The organism is Mameliella sp. AT18 (assembly GCF_028807275.1).
Lineage (GTDB): Bacteria > Pseudomonadota > Alphaproteobacteria > Rhodobacterales > Rhodobacteraceae > Antarctobacter > Antarctobacter albus.
The window spans coordinates 1-15,833 of record NZ_JARAMO010000225.1 but is presented as its reverse complement, the minus strand read 5'-3'; the positions used below and the strand labels follow the sequence as shown (position 1 = coordinate 15,833).

At 65.0% G+C, this 15,833-nt stretch carries 16 protein-coding genes; 10 read left to right on the top strand and 6 right to left on the bottom strand.

Translation table 11 applies throughout. From position 1 onward, the window contains the following. Both PVW46_RS19760 and msrA read right to left on the bottom strand, forming a co-directional pair. Positions 1–1,184: calcium-binding protein (locus PVW46_RS19760; RefSeq protein ID WP_274577269.1), on the bottom strand; the 1,184-nt coding region annotated here is incomplete at its 3' end. Between the two features lie 136 nt (positions 1,185–1,320). After that, complete coding sequence (gene msrA / locus PVW46_RS19755) at positions 1,321–1,971, bottom strand: peptide-methionine (S)-S-oxide reductase MsrA (protein ID WP_069211160.1); 651 nt, start codon at positions 1,969–1,971, stop codon at positions 1,321–1,323. Positions 1,972–2,179: 208 nt separating this feature from the next. Between msrA and PVW46_RS19750 the strand changes: the two genes are divergently transcribed. Further along, positions 2,180–2,593: a DUF7282 domain-containing protein gene (locus tag PVW46_RS19750; RefSeq protein ID WP_043142810.1), complete on the top strand. Its 414-nt coding sequence runs from the start codon at positions 2,180–2,182 to the stop codon at positions 2,591–2,593. A gap of 151 nt (positions 2,594–2,744) precedes the next feature. Here the strand turns inward: PVW46_RS19750 and PVW46_RS19745 are convergent, their stop codons facing one another. Next, positions 2,745–3,158 (bottom strand): DUF1810 domain-containing protein, encoded by a 414-nt coding sequence (locus PVW46_RS19745; protein WP_069211159.1) that lies wholly within the window; start codon positions 3,156–3,158, stop codon positions 2,745–2,747. Beyond that, a complete protein-coding gene (locus PVW46_RS19740) occupies positions 3,151–4,374 on the bottom strand; it encodes an argininosuccinate synthase (protein WP_069211158.1) in 1,224 nt (407 codons plus the stop codon). Before PVW46_RS19740 ends, PVW46_RS19745 begins: the two co-directional genes overlap by 8 nt. A gap of 165 nt (positions 4,375–4,539) precedes the next feature. Between PVW46_RS19740 and PVW46_RS19735 the strand changes: the two genes are divergently transcribed. Genes PVW46_RS19735 through PVW46_RS19725 form a run of 3 tightly spaced genes read left to right on the top strand, consistent with a single transcriptional unit; the run spans position 4,540 to position 7,316 of the window. Further along, entirely contained in the window at positions 4,540–5,244 is a 705-nt protein-coding gene (locus tag PVW46_RS19735; protein WP_245188950.1) for a hypothetical protein, read from the top strand. 36 nt (positions 5,245–5,280) lie between these two features. Continuing rightward, a complete protein-coding gene (gene ilvA, locus PVW46_RS19730) occupies positions 5,281–6,507 on the top strand; it encodes a threonine ammonia-lyase IlvA (protein WP_069211157.1) in 1,227 nt (408 codons plus the stop codon). Further along, positions 6,507–7,316 (top strand): SDR family NAD(P)-dependent oxidoreductase, encoded by an 810-nt coding sequence (locus PVW46_RS19725; protein ID WP_069211156.1) that lies wholly within the window; start codon positions 6,507–6,509, stop codon positions 7,314–7,316. Before ilvA ends, PVW46_RS19725 begins: the two co-directional genes overlap by 1 nt. 38 nt (positions 7,317–7,354) lie before the next feature. Here PVW46_RS19725 and PVW46_RS19720 read toward each other — a convergent pair whose 3' ends face one another. After that, complete coding sequence (locus tag PVW46_RS19720) at positions 7,355–7,690, bottom strand: histidine kinase (protein ID WP_043142798.1); 336 nt, start codon at positions 7,688–7,690, stop codon at positions 7,355–7,357. 198 nt (positions 7,691–7,888) lie between these two features. Between PVW46_RS19720 and PVW46_RS19715 the strand changes: the two genes are divergently transcribed. Then, positions 7,889–9,169, top strand: a complete 1,281-nt coding sequence (locus PVW46_RS19715; protein ID WP_069211155.1) for a PP2C family protein-serine/threonine phosphatase — start codon at positions 7,889–7,891, stop codon at positions 9,167–9,169. On the opposite strand, the gene PVW46_RS19710 is transcribed toward PVW46_RS19715, so the two are convergent. Beyond that, positions 9,150–9,611, bottom strand: a complete 462-nt coding sequence (locus PVW46_RS19710; RefSeq protein WP_069211154.1) for an NUDIX domain-containing protein — start codon at positions 9,609–9,611, stop codon at positions 9,150–9,152. The two genes, PVW46_RS19715 and PVW46_RS19710, sit on opposite strands and share 20 nt — an antisense overlap. Positions 9,612–9,689: 78 nt before the next feature. Here PVW46_RS19710 and hslO point away from each other — a divergent pair, with 78 nt between their 5' ends. From hslO to PVW46_RS19685, 5 genes are all read left to right on the top strand, one after another. Continuing rightward, on the top strand, positions 9,690–10,697 hold the full coding sequence (gene hslO, locus PVW46_RS19705) for an Hsp33 family molecular chaperone HslO (protein ID WP_069211153.1): 1,008 nt from the start codon (positions 9,690–9,692) through the stop codon (positions 10,695–10,697). Next, entirely contained in the window at positions 10,684–11,286 is a 603-nt protein-coding gene (locus PVW46_RS19700) for a CoA pyrophosphatase (protein ID WP_069211152.1), read from the top strand. Before hslO ends, PVW46_RS19700 begins: the two co-directional genes overlap by 14 nt. Beyond that, complete coding sequence (locus tag PVW46_RS19695; RefSeq protein ID WP_069211151.1) at positions 11,283–12,446, top strand: CCA tRNA nucleotidyltransferase; 1,164 nt, start codon at positions 11,283–11,285, stop codon at positions 12,444–12,446. Before PVW46_RS19700 ends, PVW46_RS19695 begins: the two co-directional genes overlap by 4 nt. Before the next feature lie 174 nt (positions 12,447–12,620). Further along, positions 12,621–14,468 carry an ABC transporter ATP-binding protein gene (locus PVW46_RS19690; RefSeq protein WP_069211150.1) on the top strand — a complete coding sequence of 616 codons (1,848 nt, stop codon included), beginning with the start codon at positions 12,621–12,623 and terminating at the stop codon, positions 14,466–14,468. Further along, a partial coding sequence (locus PVW46_RS19685; RefSeq protein ID WP_274577254.1) for an ABC transporter transmembrane domain-containing protein occupies positions 14,468–15,833 on the top strand: 1,366 nt, incomplete at its 3' end. The genes PVW46_RS19690 and PVW46_RS19685, both read left to right, overlap by 1 nt.

The window sequence follows — 15,833 nt, the reverse complement described above, 5'->3', positions numbered from 1 at the left end:
TCAAAGTCCAGGATCTGGTCGCGGTTGGCACCGGGCACCGTATTGGCCGCCGCGCGGAACACGAACTGGTCCGCCCCCGTGCCCCCCGTCAGAAAATCGCGCCCCGGACCCCCGGCCAGTTCATCCTCGCCGGAGCGGCCACGCAGGATGTCGTTGCCATCATCCCCTTCCAGCGTGTCATTCCCGGCGCCGCCGTCCATCGTGTCGTTCTGGCTGCCGCCTTCGAGCCGGTCAGAGCCGTCCTGTCCCACCAGGATGTCATCGCCGATGCCGCCTGCCATCGTGTCGTCGCCCGCGTTGCCGGTGATCACGTCGTCATCCGAACCGCCATCCAGCAGATCGTTGCCGTCACCGCCCAAGAGCGTGTCGTTGCCGTTGTCGCCGGACAGGTTGTCATCTCCGCCGCGCCCGACCAGCAGGTCGTCTTCCGTGCCGCCCTCCATCGTGTCCGGAGCGTCCCCGCCGGCGATGGTATCCTCTCCGCTGTCACCTTCGATCACCCCGGTCGCGACTCCGGCGCCCCCTTCGTAACGGTCATTTCCGCTGAACAGCAGGATGTCGCCATCGAAGGTGCCGCTGTTGAAAATCCAATCAGCGCCTTCGCCACCCAGGAAGGCCCTTGATGACCCATAGATATAGCCGGCATTGTTGATGACAGAGCCGCCTGTCTGGCCCACGTTGGCGTTGACGATGATGCCGGTGCCCGTTGTCCCGATGATTTCGCCGGTGTTCACGACACGTACCGTCGTGTTGCCGGATGCCAGGATGATTCCGCTGCCGTCGGCATGAATGCGCCCGCTGTTCGAGATCCGACTGGCTATGCTTCCATCTGACTCGGTGACGATGATGCCGCTGCTGCCCGCAAGGATCGTACCTGCATTGTCCAGCTCGAAGTTTTCTGACACGTCGCCGGCCACGGCGTTTCCGTTCAACGAAATGATCGTCGCATGCGGACCAAACAGCATGATGCTGCCTTCTCCGGACATCTCGATGGCCGTCAAGGAAGCGTTGGAAACGGTCTGGACCGACCCGTTTACAGACAAGTAGTTGAGCCCGACTCCGGACAGGGTGATGGCCTCGTCGTTCGTGATGATCAGCTCACCGTCCTTGGTGACGACGCCAAGTTCCGCCCCGGTCAATGTTCTGGCGGTCGTGTTGTAGCCTGTAATGGTGAAATTCGCCATTTTGCCTTCTCTCCAATTCGCTCTTCAATACATACAAGGACCGGATCGCTGCCGATCCGGTCCATCCAGCTTAATGCAGGCCATGCATTGCGTCATGTGAGCGGGGGAAAGCGGCCGATTGATGCCGATCCACGGGTCAGTTCACGAAAGGTGCGGCGTTGCCCCAAAGCTGTTTCACACGCTGGTCTCGGCCGCATCCGTCGCGGTAGCGTTTGTAGGCGTCGCGTTGCTTGACGATGCCAAACCGGGTGACGATGCGCTGGCTGCCCTTGTAGTAGTCCTGGTGATAATCCTCGGCCCGGTAAAAGCGTTTGGCGGGCAGGATCGGGGTGACGATCCGCTGGCCCAGCGCCTTTTCCGCCTCTGCCTTGGCGGCTTCGGCGGCGGATTTCTGGGCGGCATCCGTGTAGAAGATCGCGGTGCGATAGCTTTCGCCACGGTCACAGAACTGGCCCCCCGCGTCGGTCGGATCGACCGAGCGGAAGAACATGTCGTACAGCTGGCGGACAGAGACCGAGCCGGGATTGAAACTGATCCTGACGGCCTCGTAATGGCCGGTTCCGCCCCTGCTGACCTGCTTGTAGGTCGGGTTGGCGGTGCGCCCGCCGGTGTATCCGGACACCGCCTCGCTCACGCCGCGGACTTTTTCGAAATCCGCCTCGACGCACCAGAAGCAGCCGCCGGCCACGATGATCTCGGCGGCGCGGGCGGTCTGGGCCGTTGTTCCCAGGCCAAGTGCGAGAAGAAGGCAGAGCAGGGCGGGACGGATGGATACGAGACGGGGCATGGCAGGTCCTCCTTTTCCCAAAGCCTGCCCCGGTGCCCCCCTGTCTGGCAATCCGCCCCGAGAGGGTCTCACCCGAAGGTGAGCGAGACGTGACTTTTCTCGAAAAAATTCATCCGTGCTGAAACTTTTTCGGAGAGGGTTCGTGATTCAGGGCACCACACGCCGAAAAACAGCTTTGTCGGCGTAGAGTAGAACTGGGAGAAAATGTATGAATTTCAAGATTATGACCGCCGCCCTCATCTGTGTCGCAGGCACTGCCTTTGCCGGCGGCCACGGCATGGCCCCGATGGTCGAAGCCGCTGACCAGAGCGTTGCAGAGGGCACCGTTTCCGCGTCCAAGGTTGTCGCGCCCGCCAACGGCTGGCTGGTGGTGCACCGTACCGGCGAAGACATGAAACCGGGCCCGGTTGTCGGCCATGCGCCGCTGCGCAAGGGCGAGAACATGGATGTCGCCGCGATCCTGACCGAGGAAGTCGCCGCCGGTGACATGCTGATGCTCATGGTTCACGGCGAAGACGGTGGCATGACCACCGGTATCTTCGAATACACGCTGGGCGCCAAGGAAGACGGCCCGATCCGCATGGACGGCAACCTGGTGATGACCACCATCACCGCCCAGTAAGGGCTTTCGCCGGGTCACCTCGTCTCAACCCCGGCCCGGCACCTGCCGCAGGTTACACGGCAGGCACGTGCCTGCGTATTTGGCACGGTGAACGGCCGTCCAGGTCCCGGTTTCCCGGACCTGGGCGGCCTTCATGTGTTCAGGATGCGTTTCAGCCGATCGCCTCGCGCGTGATCGGGCAGCGGGCGCCGTCATACATCCGGTCCAGCACCTCGGCAAAGACCTCCGGCGCACCGGGGACCGCCTCGAACAGGGTCATGCAGGACCGCACCTTGAGCGCGTCGACCGCGCCAAGGATCGTTTCCGGATCCGTCTCCGCATGGGTCAGAAGGATCTGCGAGACCTCGACCAGCCGGGGGCCAAGTACCGGGTGGGCAAGGTAGGCTGCGGCCTCGTCCAGCCCTGACAGCCCGAAATGCCGCGCGCGATGCGAGCGGCCCAGGATGGCCAGCTGCGGAAAGACCCACCAGATCCAGTGCGAGGTCTTCCGGCCCGCGCGCAACTCGCGCAGCACGTCGTCCCAGACCGGGGCCTGGGACGTGACGAATTCAGACAGCTCAGCCAAGACGCCGCTTGCGCGCCGCCAGCAGGCGCAGGCGCAAGGCGTTGAGGGTGATGAAGCCCTCGGCGTCCTTCTGGTCGTAGGCGCCGGCATCGTCCTCGAAGGTCACATGGGCCTCGGAGTAGAGCGAGTTCTCGGACCAGCGACCGATGCAGCGGACCGAGCCCTTGTAGAGCTTCAGACGCACGGTGCCCGAGACCAATTGCTGCGAGGTGTCGATGGCCGCCTGCAGCATCTCGCGTTCCGGCGAGTACCAGAAACCGTTGTAGATCAGTTCCGCGTAGCGCGGCATCAGGCTGTCCTTGAGGTGGCCCGCGCCGCTGTCCAGCGTGATCTGTTCGATGCCGCGGTGCGCCTCGAGCAGGATCGTGCCGCCGGGGGTTTCGTAGATGCCGCGCGACTTCATGCCGACAAAACGGTTCTCGACGAAGTCCAGCCGCCCGATGCCGTGGGTGCGGCCGTAGTCGTTCAGCTTGGTCAGGATCGTGGCGGGGGACATGGCCTCGCCGTTGATGGCCACCGCGTCGCCCTTTTCAAAGGTGATCTCGATCACCTCGGGCGTGTCGGGCGCATCCTCGGGGTTCACGGTGCGCAGGTGCACGTATTCGGGCGCCTCTTCTGCCGGGTCTTCCAGCACGCGGCCCTCCGACGAGGTGTGCAGCAGGTTCGCATCGACAGAGAAGGGCGCCTCGCCGCGCTTGTCCTTGGCGATCGGGATCTGGTTCTTTTCGGCAAAGTCCAGCAGCGCGGTGCGCGAGTTCAGGTCCCACTCGCGCCAGGGCGCGATCACCTTGATGTCGGGGTTCAGCGCGGCGGCGCTCAGTTCAAAACGCACCTGGTCATTGCCCTTGCCGGTGGCACCGTGGGCGACGGCGTCGGCACCGGTTTCCTCGGCGATCTCGACCAGCCGCTTGGAAATCAGCGGGCGGGCGATGGAGGTTCCCAGCAGGTACAGCCCCTCGTAGACGGCGTTGGCGCGGAACATCGGAAAGACGAAATCCCGCACGAATTCCTCGCGCACGTCCTCGATGTAGATGTTCTCGGGCTTGATCCCCAGCATCAGCGCCTTTTCGCGGGCGGGCTCCAGCTCTTCGCCCTGACCGAGGTCCGCGGTAAAGGTCACCACTTCGCAGCCGTATTCCGTCTGCAGCCATTTCAGGATGATCGAGGTGTCGAGGCCGCCGGAATAGGCGAGCACAACTTTCTTGGGCGCTGTCATGGATCATGTCCTTTGGGGCAGTTTGGCGGGCGGATTAGCCTGTTTTCAGGGAGCCTGCAAGGAAGGGGCGTTGACGCCACCTCTCGGCGTGCTACCCCCTGAAGCCGGATTGTTTCGGAAAGGTGCGCGATGCGCGGCTGGCAGATTTTCAGACATTCGTTCCGCATGGTGCTCAACAACCTCGAAGCGGCCTTTCGCCTGTCGGCGGTCCTCTATGCCGTGCAGGCGCTGAACCAGGTGCTGGTGCTGCTGGCCGCCCCGGCCCAGGGGTCGACCGCGACAGTGATCAACCCGGGCATGGCGATGATGGTTCTCGCGACCTCGATCCTGGCGATTGTCGCCAGCCTGTGGATCGCCGTGGCCTGGCACCGCTATGTCCTGACCGGAGAGGAACCCGACGGTGCGGTGCCGCCCTGGCACGGAGGGCTGGTGCTGGCCTACCTGGGCCGGTCGGTGATGATTGCCCTGCTGGTGGTCGTGGCGCTGGTGGCCGCGCTGATCCCGGTGACGGCGGTCATGGCGATGGCGCCCGCGCTGGGCCTGCCGCTGATGTTGATGGTCGTGGCGCTGGCGGTCTACCTGTTCTTCCGCTTCGGGGTGATGCTGCCCGCCGGCGCCATTGACCGCAAGATGACCCTGCGCGAGGCCTGGGCCGCGACCGGCAAGGACCAGGAGGCGATGGTGGTGCTGACGCTGCTGGTGACGGGCATGGTGGTGGCGGTGCAACTGCCCGCGATGCTGAACCCCGACCCGCATTCGCTGATCAACCTTGTCTACAGCGTCGTTGTCGGCTGGTTCGCGACGATGATCGGGATCTCGGTCCTGACCACGCTTTACGGTGTCTGCGTCGAGGGCCGCGACATCGACTGACTTGCGCAGGCGCGGGGCTTGGGTCACTTCTGGGCCATGACACGTTTCCAGGACCAGGTCCGCGCCGCCGAGGCCGCCATGCGCGACGTCTTTCCGCCGACGCCGCTCTTGCGCAATGCCCATCTTTCCGAACGGTTCGGCGCCGAGGTGCTGCTGAAACGCGAGGATCTCAGCCCCGTCCGCAGCTACAAGCTGCGCGGGGCCTTCAACGCCATGCGCAAGGCGGAGGGGGAAATCCTCTTCGTCTGTGCTTCTGCCGGCAACCACGCGCAGGGCGTGGCCTATATGTGCCGGCATTTCGGGGTGACGGGCGTGATCTTCATGCCCGTGACGACGCCACAGCAGAAGATCCAGAAGACGCGGATGTTCGGCGGCGACAGTATCGAGATCCGCCTGATCGGGGATTATTTCGACGATTGCCTGAAGGCGGCGCAGGCGTTCTGCGCGCAGGAGGGTGGGCATTTCCTGTCTCCCTTCGACGATGACGACGTGATCGAGGGGCAGGCCAGCGTCGCGGTCGAGATTGAACAGCAGCTGGGCCGCGCGCCCGACCACCTGGTGATTCCGGTGGGCGGCGGCGGCTTGTCCTCGGGCGTGCTCAGCTATTTCGGCAATTCGGTGCAATATACCTTTGTCGAGCCCTCGGGCGGGGCCTGCCTGCGCGCGGCGCTGCAGGCCGGGCGGCCCGTGGCCCTGCCACAGGTGAACACCTTTGCCGATGGCGCCGCTGTGGCCCGGATTGGTGAGCGGACCTTTGACCGGCTCAAGGGCGTGGGCCTGGCCAATACCCTTACGATCAACGAGGACAGGCTTTGCCTGACCATCCTGGAAATGCTGAACGTCGAGGGAATCGTTCTGGAACCCGCCGGGGCGCTCTCGGTCGATGCGCTGCAGGACCTCGGCCAGGGGATCTCCGGGCGGACGGTGGTCTGTATCACCTCGGGCGGGAATTTCGATTTCGAACGCCTGCCAGAGGTCAAGGAACGCGGGCAGCGCTATTCGGGGGTCAAGAAGTACTTCATCCTGCGCCTGCCGCAGCGGCCCGGTGCGCTCAAGGATTTCCTGGGCCTGTTGGGTCCCGAGGATGACATCGCGCGATTCGAATACCTCAAGAAATCCGCGCGCAACTTCGGCTCTGTCCTGATCGGGATCGAGACCTCGGCGCCCGAGAATTTCGCCAAGCTGTTTGCCCAGCTGGATGCGCAGGGGTTCACCTACCAGGACATCACCGAGGACGAGATCCTCGCCCAGTTCGTGATCTGATGTTTGCCGGGCGGCGCGTTCTGCTGACCGGCGCGGCACAGGGGATCGGCCTTGCGCTGGCCCGGGCCTTGGCAGCAGAGAGCGCGCGGCTGTTCCTGACCGACAGGGCCGGGCCGGATCTGGACAGGGTTGCGCGGGACCTGGGGGGCGAGGCCTTTGCCGCCGATCTGCGTGACCCCGGGCAGATCGCTGCGCTTGTCGCGGGCGCGCAGGCGGCGATGGGCGGGGTCGACATGCTGATCTCGAACGCGGGCTTTTCGCGGGGCGCGATGGAGGGGCCCTGCAGCGCGCCGGATGACCAGTGGCAGGACAGTTGGGATCTGCATGTCATGGCGCATCTGCGGGCCGCGCGGCTTGTCCTGCCCGGTATGCGGGAACGGGGCGAGGGCTGGCTGGTCAATGTCGCCTCGGCGGCGGGGCTGTTGTCGCAGATCGGCGATGCTCCCTATTCGGCCAGCAAACATGCCGCCGTCAGCTTGGCGCAATCCCTGGCGATCGAACATGGCGACGAGGGTATCCGCGTCGCTGTCGTCTGTCCGCTGTATGTCGCGACTCCGCTTTTGGGGTACGGGGTTGGGGAAGAGGACCGGCCCGAGGGCGTCCTGACACCCGAAGCGGTTGCGGACCATGTGTTGCAGGGGCTGAGAGAGCAGCGGTTCCTGATCCTGCCGCATCCGGAGGCCGCGGAGTTTGCGCGGCGCCGGGCCGCGGACATGGACCGTTGGATAGACGGCATGCGCCGGTTGCGGCGCGGGGCCTTTGCAGACGGTCCGCCGCGTGACCTGTCAGAACTGCACCGCCGGATCTGAGCAGCCGGGATTCGCTTTGTGGGGTTGCGCTTTGCCTGTCAGGCGGCAAGTCGACCGGGCAGATCCTGTTCGAACTTGCGGCGCGAGGATTCGAACGTGTCGCGGACCTGTGCCGGGCTGACGGTGTCCGGCGCGCCCGAGGCGGCGGATTTTTCTCCCTTCAGACACAGTTGGGCCAGTTCCGCGAACCCAAGGTTCAGCGAAGCGCCCTTGAGGAAGTGCATCTGTTCCTCTGTCACCACCGGATTGCCTTCGCATTTCTCCAGCGCGACGATGGCGATTTCAACCTCGTCCAGGAACAGGTCGACAACCTCGGCGAAATCTTCGGCGCCGATTTCATCGACCAGCTCGTCGACACGCGACCAATCAATCATTCCCTGACCTCCTGCGGAAAACACGCCGGTGAAAGAGGCCGTGGCCCCTTTGTGCGCCCTGTCTAATCTGCGCAGGTAAAGGCTGCCTTTCCGTTTGTGCCGGGGCGGCGAAGGAATGCGGCGCATTTTATCGTTCAGGCCGCGTTAAGGAACGGAGCTTAGAAACCGCGGCATTGGAAACGCCAACAGGGGCACGAATTGCAGACCCAGAGCACCAGTATCCCGTCCGGGCTGACAGGCGCTATTCAGCGCGTGCTGGTGGTCGATGACAGCCGCGCCCAGCTGAAGATGGTCGAGACGATGGTCCGCCGCTGGGGGTACGAGGTGATGACCGCCGACTCCGGGCACCAGGCGCTGGAAATCGTGCGCCGGACGCCGCCGGATCTGATCCTTTCGGACTGGATGATGCCGGGCATGACGGGCTTGGAATTCTGTCGCCATTTCAGGGGCCTGTCCCAGAATGGATACGGCTATTTCATCCTGCTCACCTCCAAGAGCGAGAAAGGCGACATTGCCAAGGGGCTGGACGCGGGCGCCGATGATTTCCTGACCAAGCCGGTCAACGCGCACGAATTGCGCGCGCGGATCAAGGCTGGAGAACGCATCGTGTCGATGGAACGGCAGCTGTCGGAAAAGAACCGCCAGGTCTCGGACGCGCTGGAGGAGTTGCGTGAGATCCACACCGCCATAGACAACGACCTGCGCCAGGCGCGCACGATCCAGCAATCGCTGGTCCCCGAACGTATCTGCGAGGTCCTGACGTCTCGCGTCAGCCTGCTGCTCAGGCCCTGCGGTCATGTCGGCGGTGACCTGGTGGGCGTGTTCAAGCCGGGGTTCGGGCGGCTGGGTCTCTACAGTATCGACGTCTCGGGCCACGGCATCACCTCGGCGATGGTGACGGCGCGGGTGGCGGGCTATCTGTCATCGACCTTTCCGGAACAGAATGTCGCCCTGGAACGCCGGTTCGATCGGTTCTACGCCATGCGCGAACCGGCAGAGACGGCGCAGATGCTGAACCAGCGGCTGGCCGCCGATCCCGGGGTCGAAGAATACCTGACGATGGCCTATGTCGCGGCCGATCTTGCCTCGGGGCGGATGCGCATGGTGCAGGCCGGGCATTCGCCGCCGCTTTTGCTGCGGGCGGATGGCAGCCATGACTTCATCGGGGATGGCGGGCTGCCCATCGGCCTGGTCGACGAGGTCAGCTATGACCAGCACGATTTCCAGCTGCAGTCCGGGGACCGCCTGCTGCTTTATTCCGACGGGTTCACCGAGGCGGTGATGAAGAACGGCGAGATGCTGGGCGACGATGGCCTGGTCGAGATCTTTCGCGAAAGCGCCCGCACCGGCAGTGGGCCGGACCTGCTGGAGGACATGTTCTGGCGCCTGACACAGCAGATGGAAAGCGCCGCGAAACTGGGCGATGACGTTTCTGCCGCGCTGCTGGAATACGACGTGCTCAGGGACGCCAGGGCCTGACGTTCCGCAGGCAGAACTCCCGGACAAAGCTGCTGTCGCCGCGATTGCCAAGCTCTTGCACCGCCATCTCGGGGCTGCGCCAGATCGCGGTATGCCCGGCCTCTGTCGGGGGTCCGTGCGGCCGCACCGGCTGCGCCGTGTAGATCACGCAGAGCTTTTCCGCCCAGAGATCGTATTCCGGCATGAAGGTGAACCGCCGGAAGGCACCCAGCCGGCGCGGCCGGGCGATTCGCCAGCCGGTTTCCTCGAACACCTCGCGGTGCAGGGCGGTCAGCGGATGTTCCCCCGGGTCGATGCCGCCGCCGGGCAGTTGCACCTCTGGTCCCGGGTCGGCCTGCAGCGTCAGCAACAGGCGCCCGGCGCGGGGCAGGATGGCATAGACGCCGGGCCGCAGGGTATAGCGCCGACCGGGTTCCGGCGGCGTGCCGATCCTGGGTGTCATCCCTGGCCCCCTTTGCGTCCGGGTTCATTCCTCTTATATGGTCGCGATATGCCAGCCAAAGGCAGACAAGGAAACCCCATGAGCATCGGCAACAAACTCGCCTGGGACGACACCGTCCTACCCTTTCAGCTTGACCGTTCGGACATGCGCGGCCGGGTCGCCCGGCTTGACGGCGTGCTGTCCGGCGTTCTGAAACAGCACGATTACCCCGCCCCGGTCGAGGCACTGGTGGCCGAGATGGCACTGTTGACCGCGCTGATCGGCCAGACCATCAAGCTGCGCTGGAAACTGTCGCTGCAGGTGCAGACGAACGGCCCGGTGCGGATGATCGCCACCGATTACTTCGGCCCCGAGGAAGAAGGCCAGCCGGCGCGTATCCGGGCCTACGCCAGCTTCGACCGGGACCGGATCACCGACGCGCCGCCGTTCCAGCAGCTTGGCTCGGGCTATTTCGCGATCCTGATCGACCAGGGCAAGGGGATGCAACCCTACCAGGGCATCACCCCCATCGCGGGCAGCAGCCTGTCGGATTGCGCCGCCGCCTATTTTGCGCAGTCCGAACAGCTGCCCACCACCTTTGCCCTGTCCTATGGCCGGTCGACCGAACCGGGCGTGGCCGAACATTGGCGTGCGGGGGGCATCATGCTGCAGCATATGCCCAAGGCCTCGCCCTTTGCCAGCGGCGAAGGCGGGTCTGGTGACGAAGGGTTGCTGCAGGCCGAGGATCTGCTCAGCGGCGACAACGAGGAAAACTGGAACCGGGTCAACAGCCACCTGCATACGCTGGAGGAAATGGAGCTGATCGGCCCGACCGTGCCGCCGACAGAGCTGTTGTTGCGCCTGTTCCACGAGGAACAGCCGCGCGTCTACGATGCGCAGCCGGTGCGTTTCGGCTGTACCTGCTCCGAGGATCGCGTGCGCCAGAGCCTGTCGATCTACTCGGCCCGGGACATCGAGAAGATGACCACGGACGAAGGGCTGGTGACGGCGGATTGCCAGTTCTGCGGCGCACATTACACGCTGGACCCTGCCAGCGTAGGGTTCGAGGCCGATGGGTCCGATGACGCGGCCAATGACACGGAATGAACAGGAAGCGCGGTTGCGCCGGGCGCCTGATGCGCCCGGGGCGCCCTCGTCGGATTTCGACCTGAACCCCAAGATTGTCCTGCCCGAGGGTCGCAAGCTGCGCCCGGCGGGCGTGCTGGCGGCCTTTCGCCCCGGCGCGAACGGGCTGGACCTGATCCTGACCAAACGCTCCAGCCGCTTGAAACACCATCCCGGCCAGATCGCCTTTCCGGGCGGCAAGGTCGATCCGGGCGATGCCGACGAGGTGGCGGCCGCCCTGCGCGAGGCGCAGGAGGAAGTGGCGCTGGACCCCGGTCAGGTCGAGGTGCTGGGCACGTTGCCGCCGCATGAGACGGTGACCGGCTTCGTGGTGACGCCGGTCATCGGGCTGGTGCATGGTGATTTCACGCCGATGCCGGAACCCGGCGAGGTCGACGAGGTCTTTGCCGTGCCCTACGCCCATGTCACTGATCCCGAACGCTATTCGGTGCAGTGGCGGCGCTGGCGCGGGCAACGGCGGCTGTATTACACGGTGCCGTTTGGGCCCTATTACATCTGGGGGGCCACGGCGCGGATGCTGCGGGCGCTGGCGGAAAGGGTGCAGCCATGACCCGCGTCACCGGAGATTGGCTGGATTCGCCCGCGACGCAGGTGGTCATGGGGCTGCTCGAAGACGGGGGGCACCTTGCCTATGCGGTCGGTGGCTGCGTGCGCAACGCGCTCTTGGCTGTGCCGGTCAGCGACGTGGACATTTCCACGGACGCGCGCCCGGAACGGGTGATGGAACTCGCGCGGGCCGCCGGGCTGAAGGTCGTACCGACGGGGATCGACCACGGCACGGTGACGGTGGTCGCCGATGGCGAGGGGTTCGAGGTCACGACATTCCGTGCCGACGTGGAAACCGATGGCCGGCGGGCCGTGGTGCGCTTTGCCGATGACGTGCACGAGGATGCCGTGCGGCGCGACTTTACCATGAACGCGCTCTACGCCGACCGGCGCGGCACGCTGGTCGATCCGCTGGGCGGCTTGCCGGACCTCGAGGCGCGGCACTTCCGCTTTATCCTGGATGCCGACACCCGCATCCGCGAGGATTACCTGCGCATTTTGCGCTTTTTCCGGTTCACTGCCTGGTACGGCGATCCCGAGGCCGGGATGGACCCCGAGGCGCTGGCCGCCATTGCTGCCAATCTCGACGGTCTGGACGTGCTGTCGCGCGAACGGGTCGGCGTGGAACTGGTCAAGCTGCTCAAGGCGCCCGATCCGCTGGTGTCCGTCTCGGTGATGGAACGGCTGGGCGTGCTGGCCCATGTCCTGCCGGGGGCGAGTATCACGGCGCTGGGCCCCTACCTGCTGCTTGAGGCGGAACAGGGCATGACGCCCGATCCGATGGCCCGCATGGCGGTCATGGGGTATTTCGACGGGGCCGCGTTGCGCCTGTCGAGGTCCCAGCAGCGCGAGCTGGAGCTGTTCCGCGCACTGATGTCCGGGACCGAAGGCCCGGCAGAGCTTGCCTACCGCCACGGCAGCCAGGCGGCTCAGATCGTGATGGTCCTGCGGGCCGCCAGCCTGGGCATGCCGATGCCGCCCGATCTGCCGGCAGAGCTGTCGCGCGGGGCGCAGGCCAAATTCCCCTTGAAGGCCAAGCATTTGATGCCAGCCTACCAGGGCGCCGCGCTGGGCGAGGCGCTGCGCCGGGCCGAGGATCACTGGATTGCGCAGGATTTCGCGCCCGATGGCGCCGCCCTGCGGAACTGGCTCGACGAGGGGTGACAGGCCGGGAAATCTGGCCTAATACATGATCGACTCATGTAATTCCCGGGAGACATGATGGTGCGTGACAGGATCCTGATCAGCTTCGCCTGAGCCGGTCTGCACGCGCGGGTCGGCCACTGGCAGCCCCGCTTTACCCTTATCATTGTCAAAATGCTCCAAGGAGCGCCCGGTATGTTCCGTTTCTTTGAAAACCTCGTCGATCCCTATCTTGACTACACGCCGACCGATCGGCCGCCCACGCGCCTGTGGCCCTTCATGCGCGAGTACCTTTACCCCTTCCGCCGGATCATGGCCGTGGCCGTCCTGTTCAAGATGGTTGTCGCCGCCAGCGAGGTCCTTCTGATCTGGTATATGGCCCGGATCGTCGATCTCCTGGCGCAGGGCACGCCCGACCAGATCCTGCCGCAATACGGGATGGAATTCGCGCTGGCCGCGCTTTGGGTGCTGGTGCTGCGCACCATCGTTTCGGGCGTCGACATGGCGTTCCTGCACAACACGATCCTGCCCAACCTGGGGACGTTGATCCGCTGGCGGTCGCACCGGCACGTCCTGCGGCAGTCGGTTGGCTGGTTCGAAAACGATTTCGCGGGCCGCATCGCCAACCGTATCATGCAGACGCCCCCCGCCGCGGGCGAGGCGGCCTTTCAGGTGCTGGATGCCGCCGCCTTCTTCGTTTCGACACTGATCGGCGCGTTGATCATGCTGTCGGGGTTCGATGTGCGGCTGGCTATCCCTCTGGTCCTCTGGATCGCGGGATATCTTTGGCTGATGCGCTGGACGATCATGCGGGCCGGTCCCGCCTCCAAGGCCAGTTCCGATGCCCGCAGCGCGATCACCGGGCGGGTAGTGGACAGCTACACCAACATCCATTCGGTCAAGATGTTCGCCCATCACGACCGCGAGGTGGATTATGCCCGCGAGGCCATCGAAACGGCGCGCAAGACCTTCATGCGGGAAATGCGGATCGTCACGATCATGGACTTCTCGCTGACCTTCCTGAACGGGGCGATGATCGTCGCGGTGGCCTCGCTTGCGGTCTGGCTCTGGATTGCCGGGTTGACGACAGAGGGGATGGTGGCCGCCGCGCTGGCCATGGTGCTTCGGCTGAACAACATGACCTACTGGATCATGTGGGCGATGACGAACCTGGTTCAGAACCTTGGTGTCGTGGCCGAGGGGATGGAAACGATCGCCCAGCCGGTGACATTGGTAGATGACAAGGACGCAAGGCCGCTGGTGATGGACACGGGCGCCATCGAGATCCGCAACCTGTCGCATCACTACGGACGCGACGCGGGCGGGCTGGACCGGGTGTCGCTGAATATCGCACCGGGCGAAAAGATCGGCCTCGTTGGCCGGTCGGGCGCGGGCAAGACGACACTGGTCAAGCTGCTGTTGCGGTTCTACGACGCCGAAAAAGGCGAGATCCTGATCGACGGTCAGGACATCGCCCGCGTCACGCAGGACAGCCTGCGGCTGAACATCGGCATGGTGCAGCAGGATTCGGCGCTGCTGCACCGCTCGGTCCGCGACAACATCCTGTATGGGCGCCCCGACGCCAGCGAGGCCGAGATGCTGAAGGCGGCGAAACAGGCGCAGGCGCATGAGTTCATCCTGGATCTCGAAGATCCGCAGGGGCGCACCGGCTATGACGCCCATGTGGGGGAACGGGGCGTGAAACTCTCCGGCGGGCAGCGGCAGCGGGTGACGCTGGCGCGGGTGATCCTCAAGGACGCGCCGATCCTGCTGCTGGACGAGGCGACCAGCGCGTTGGACTCCGAGGTCGAGGCCGCGATCCAGGACACGCTTTACGGCATGATGCAGGGCAAGACGGTGATCGCCATCGCGCACCGCCTGTCGACCATCGCCCAGATGGACCGCATCCTGGTCATGGACGAGGGGCGGATCGCCGAAGAGGGCAGCCATGACGCGCTTTTGGCCAAGGGCGGGCTATATGCCAGTTTCTGGGCACGCCAATCGGGCGGTTTCCTTGATCCGGACACGCAGGCGGCAGAGTAATGCAGGCACTTTTCCAGAAACTGATCGCACGCGCGGGCAACATGATCGACCCGGAGCGGCAGGCCGAAGGCATGCCGCCCGACAGGCTGCGCGCCTTCATGACCTGGTCCTTGCGGGGCGGTTGGTTGATCATCTGGCTGGGGGTGGCGATCTCGGCCCTGGCGGGCGTGACAGAGGTGCTGTCGATGTACCTTCTGGGCCGCGTGGTCGATGCGGTTGGCGGGCCGGTGCAGGACGGTTTCCTCTCCGACCACATGGGGCTGATCGCCTTGGCGGTCGGCATCCTGCTGGTCGCACGCCCGCTGCTGTTCGGTGGTTTGGCGCTGACCCAATCGGTGATGATCGGGCCGAATATCTTCAAGCTGGTGCTGGCGCGGCTCTACCGCTGGACCATCGGCCAGTCCGTTACCTTTTTCGATGACGATTACGCGGGCCGCATCGCGCAGAAGATGGTGCAGGCCGCGCGATCCTTGACCGAAATCGTGATCGAGACGGTCAACGCCGTCACCTTCGGGCTGGCGACCATCATCGGCACTGCCGTTCTGCTGGCCGCGATCCACCCGGGGATGCTGTTGCTGCTGGCCGGGTGGTTCGCACTTTACCTGGCCTTCCTGCGGGTGATGTTGCCGATTATCCGCCGCCGCTCCGCCGCCCGGGCAGAGGCGCAGGCGATGGTGACGGGCCAGGTCGTCGACACGATTTCCAACATCAAGACGGTCAAGCTGTTCGCCGGCGACATGCACGAGGACCGCCGCGCGCTGGGCGAAATGGAAAACCTGCGCGGCAAGACGCTGGACTTCGGCGAGGCGACCACGGCCTTTCGCCTTGGCCTGATCTTCATTGCTGGAATGCTGCCCGTCATCATGGTGGGCATGGCCATCGCCATGCGCAGCGCGGGCGTGTCGCCGGGCGACATCGCCGCCGTGGGCGCGGTCACGATCCGGCTGGCGCAGATGACTGGCTGGATCAGCTTTACCCTGATGGTGATCTACGGCCACGTCGGCGAGGTCGAGGACGGGATGACAACGCTCAGCGTGTCGCACGCACTGACCGACAAGCCCGGCGCCACCGACCTGCTGGTGAGCGAGGGCGAGATCACCTTCGACGATGTGCATTTTGCCTATGGCGGGCGGACCGGCGGTGTGTCCGGCATCGACCTGACCATCCATCCGGGCGAAAAGCTGGCCATCGTCGGGGCCTCGGGCGCGGGCAAGTCGACGCTCTTGTCGCTGCTTTTGCGGCTCTACGACAGTGAAAGCGGGCAGGTGCGGATCGACGGCACCGACGTTTCGGGGGTCACGCAAACCAGCCTGCGCAGCCAGATCGGCATGGTCACGCAGGAAACCGCGATGTTCAACCGCTCGG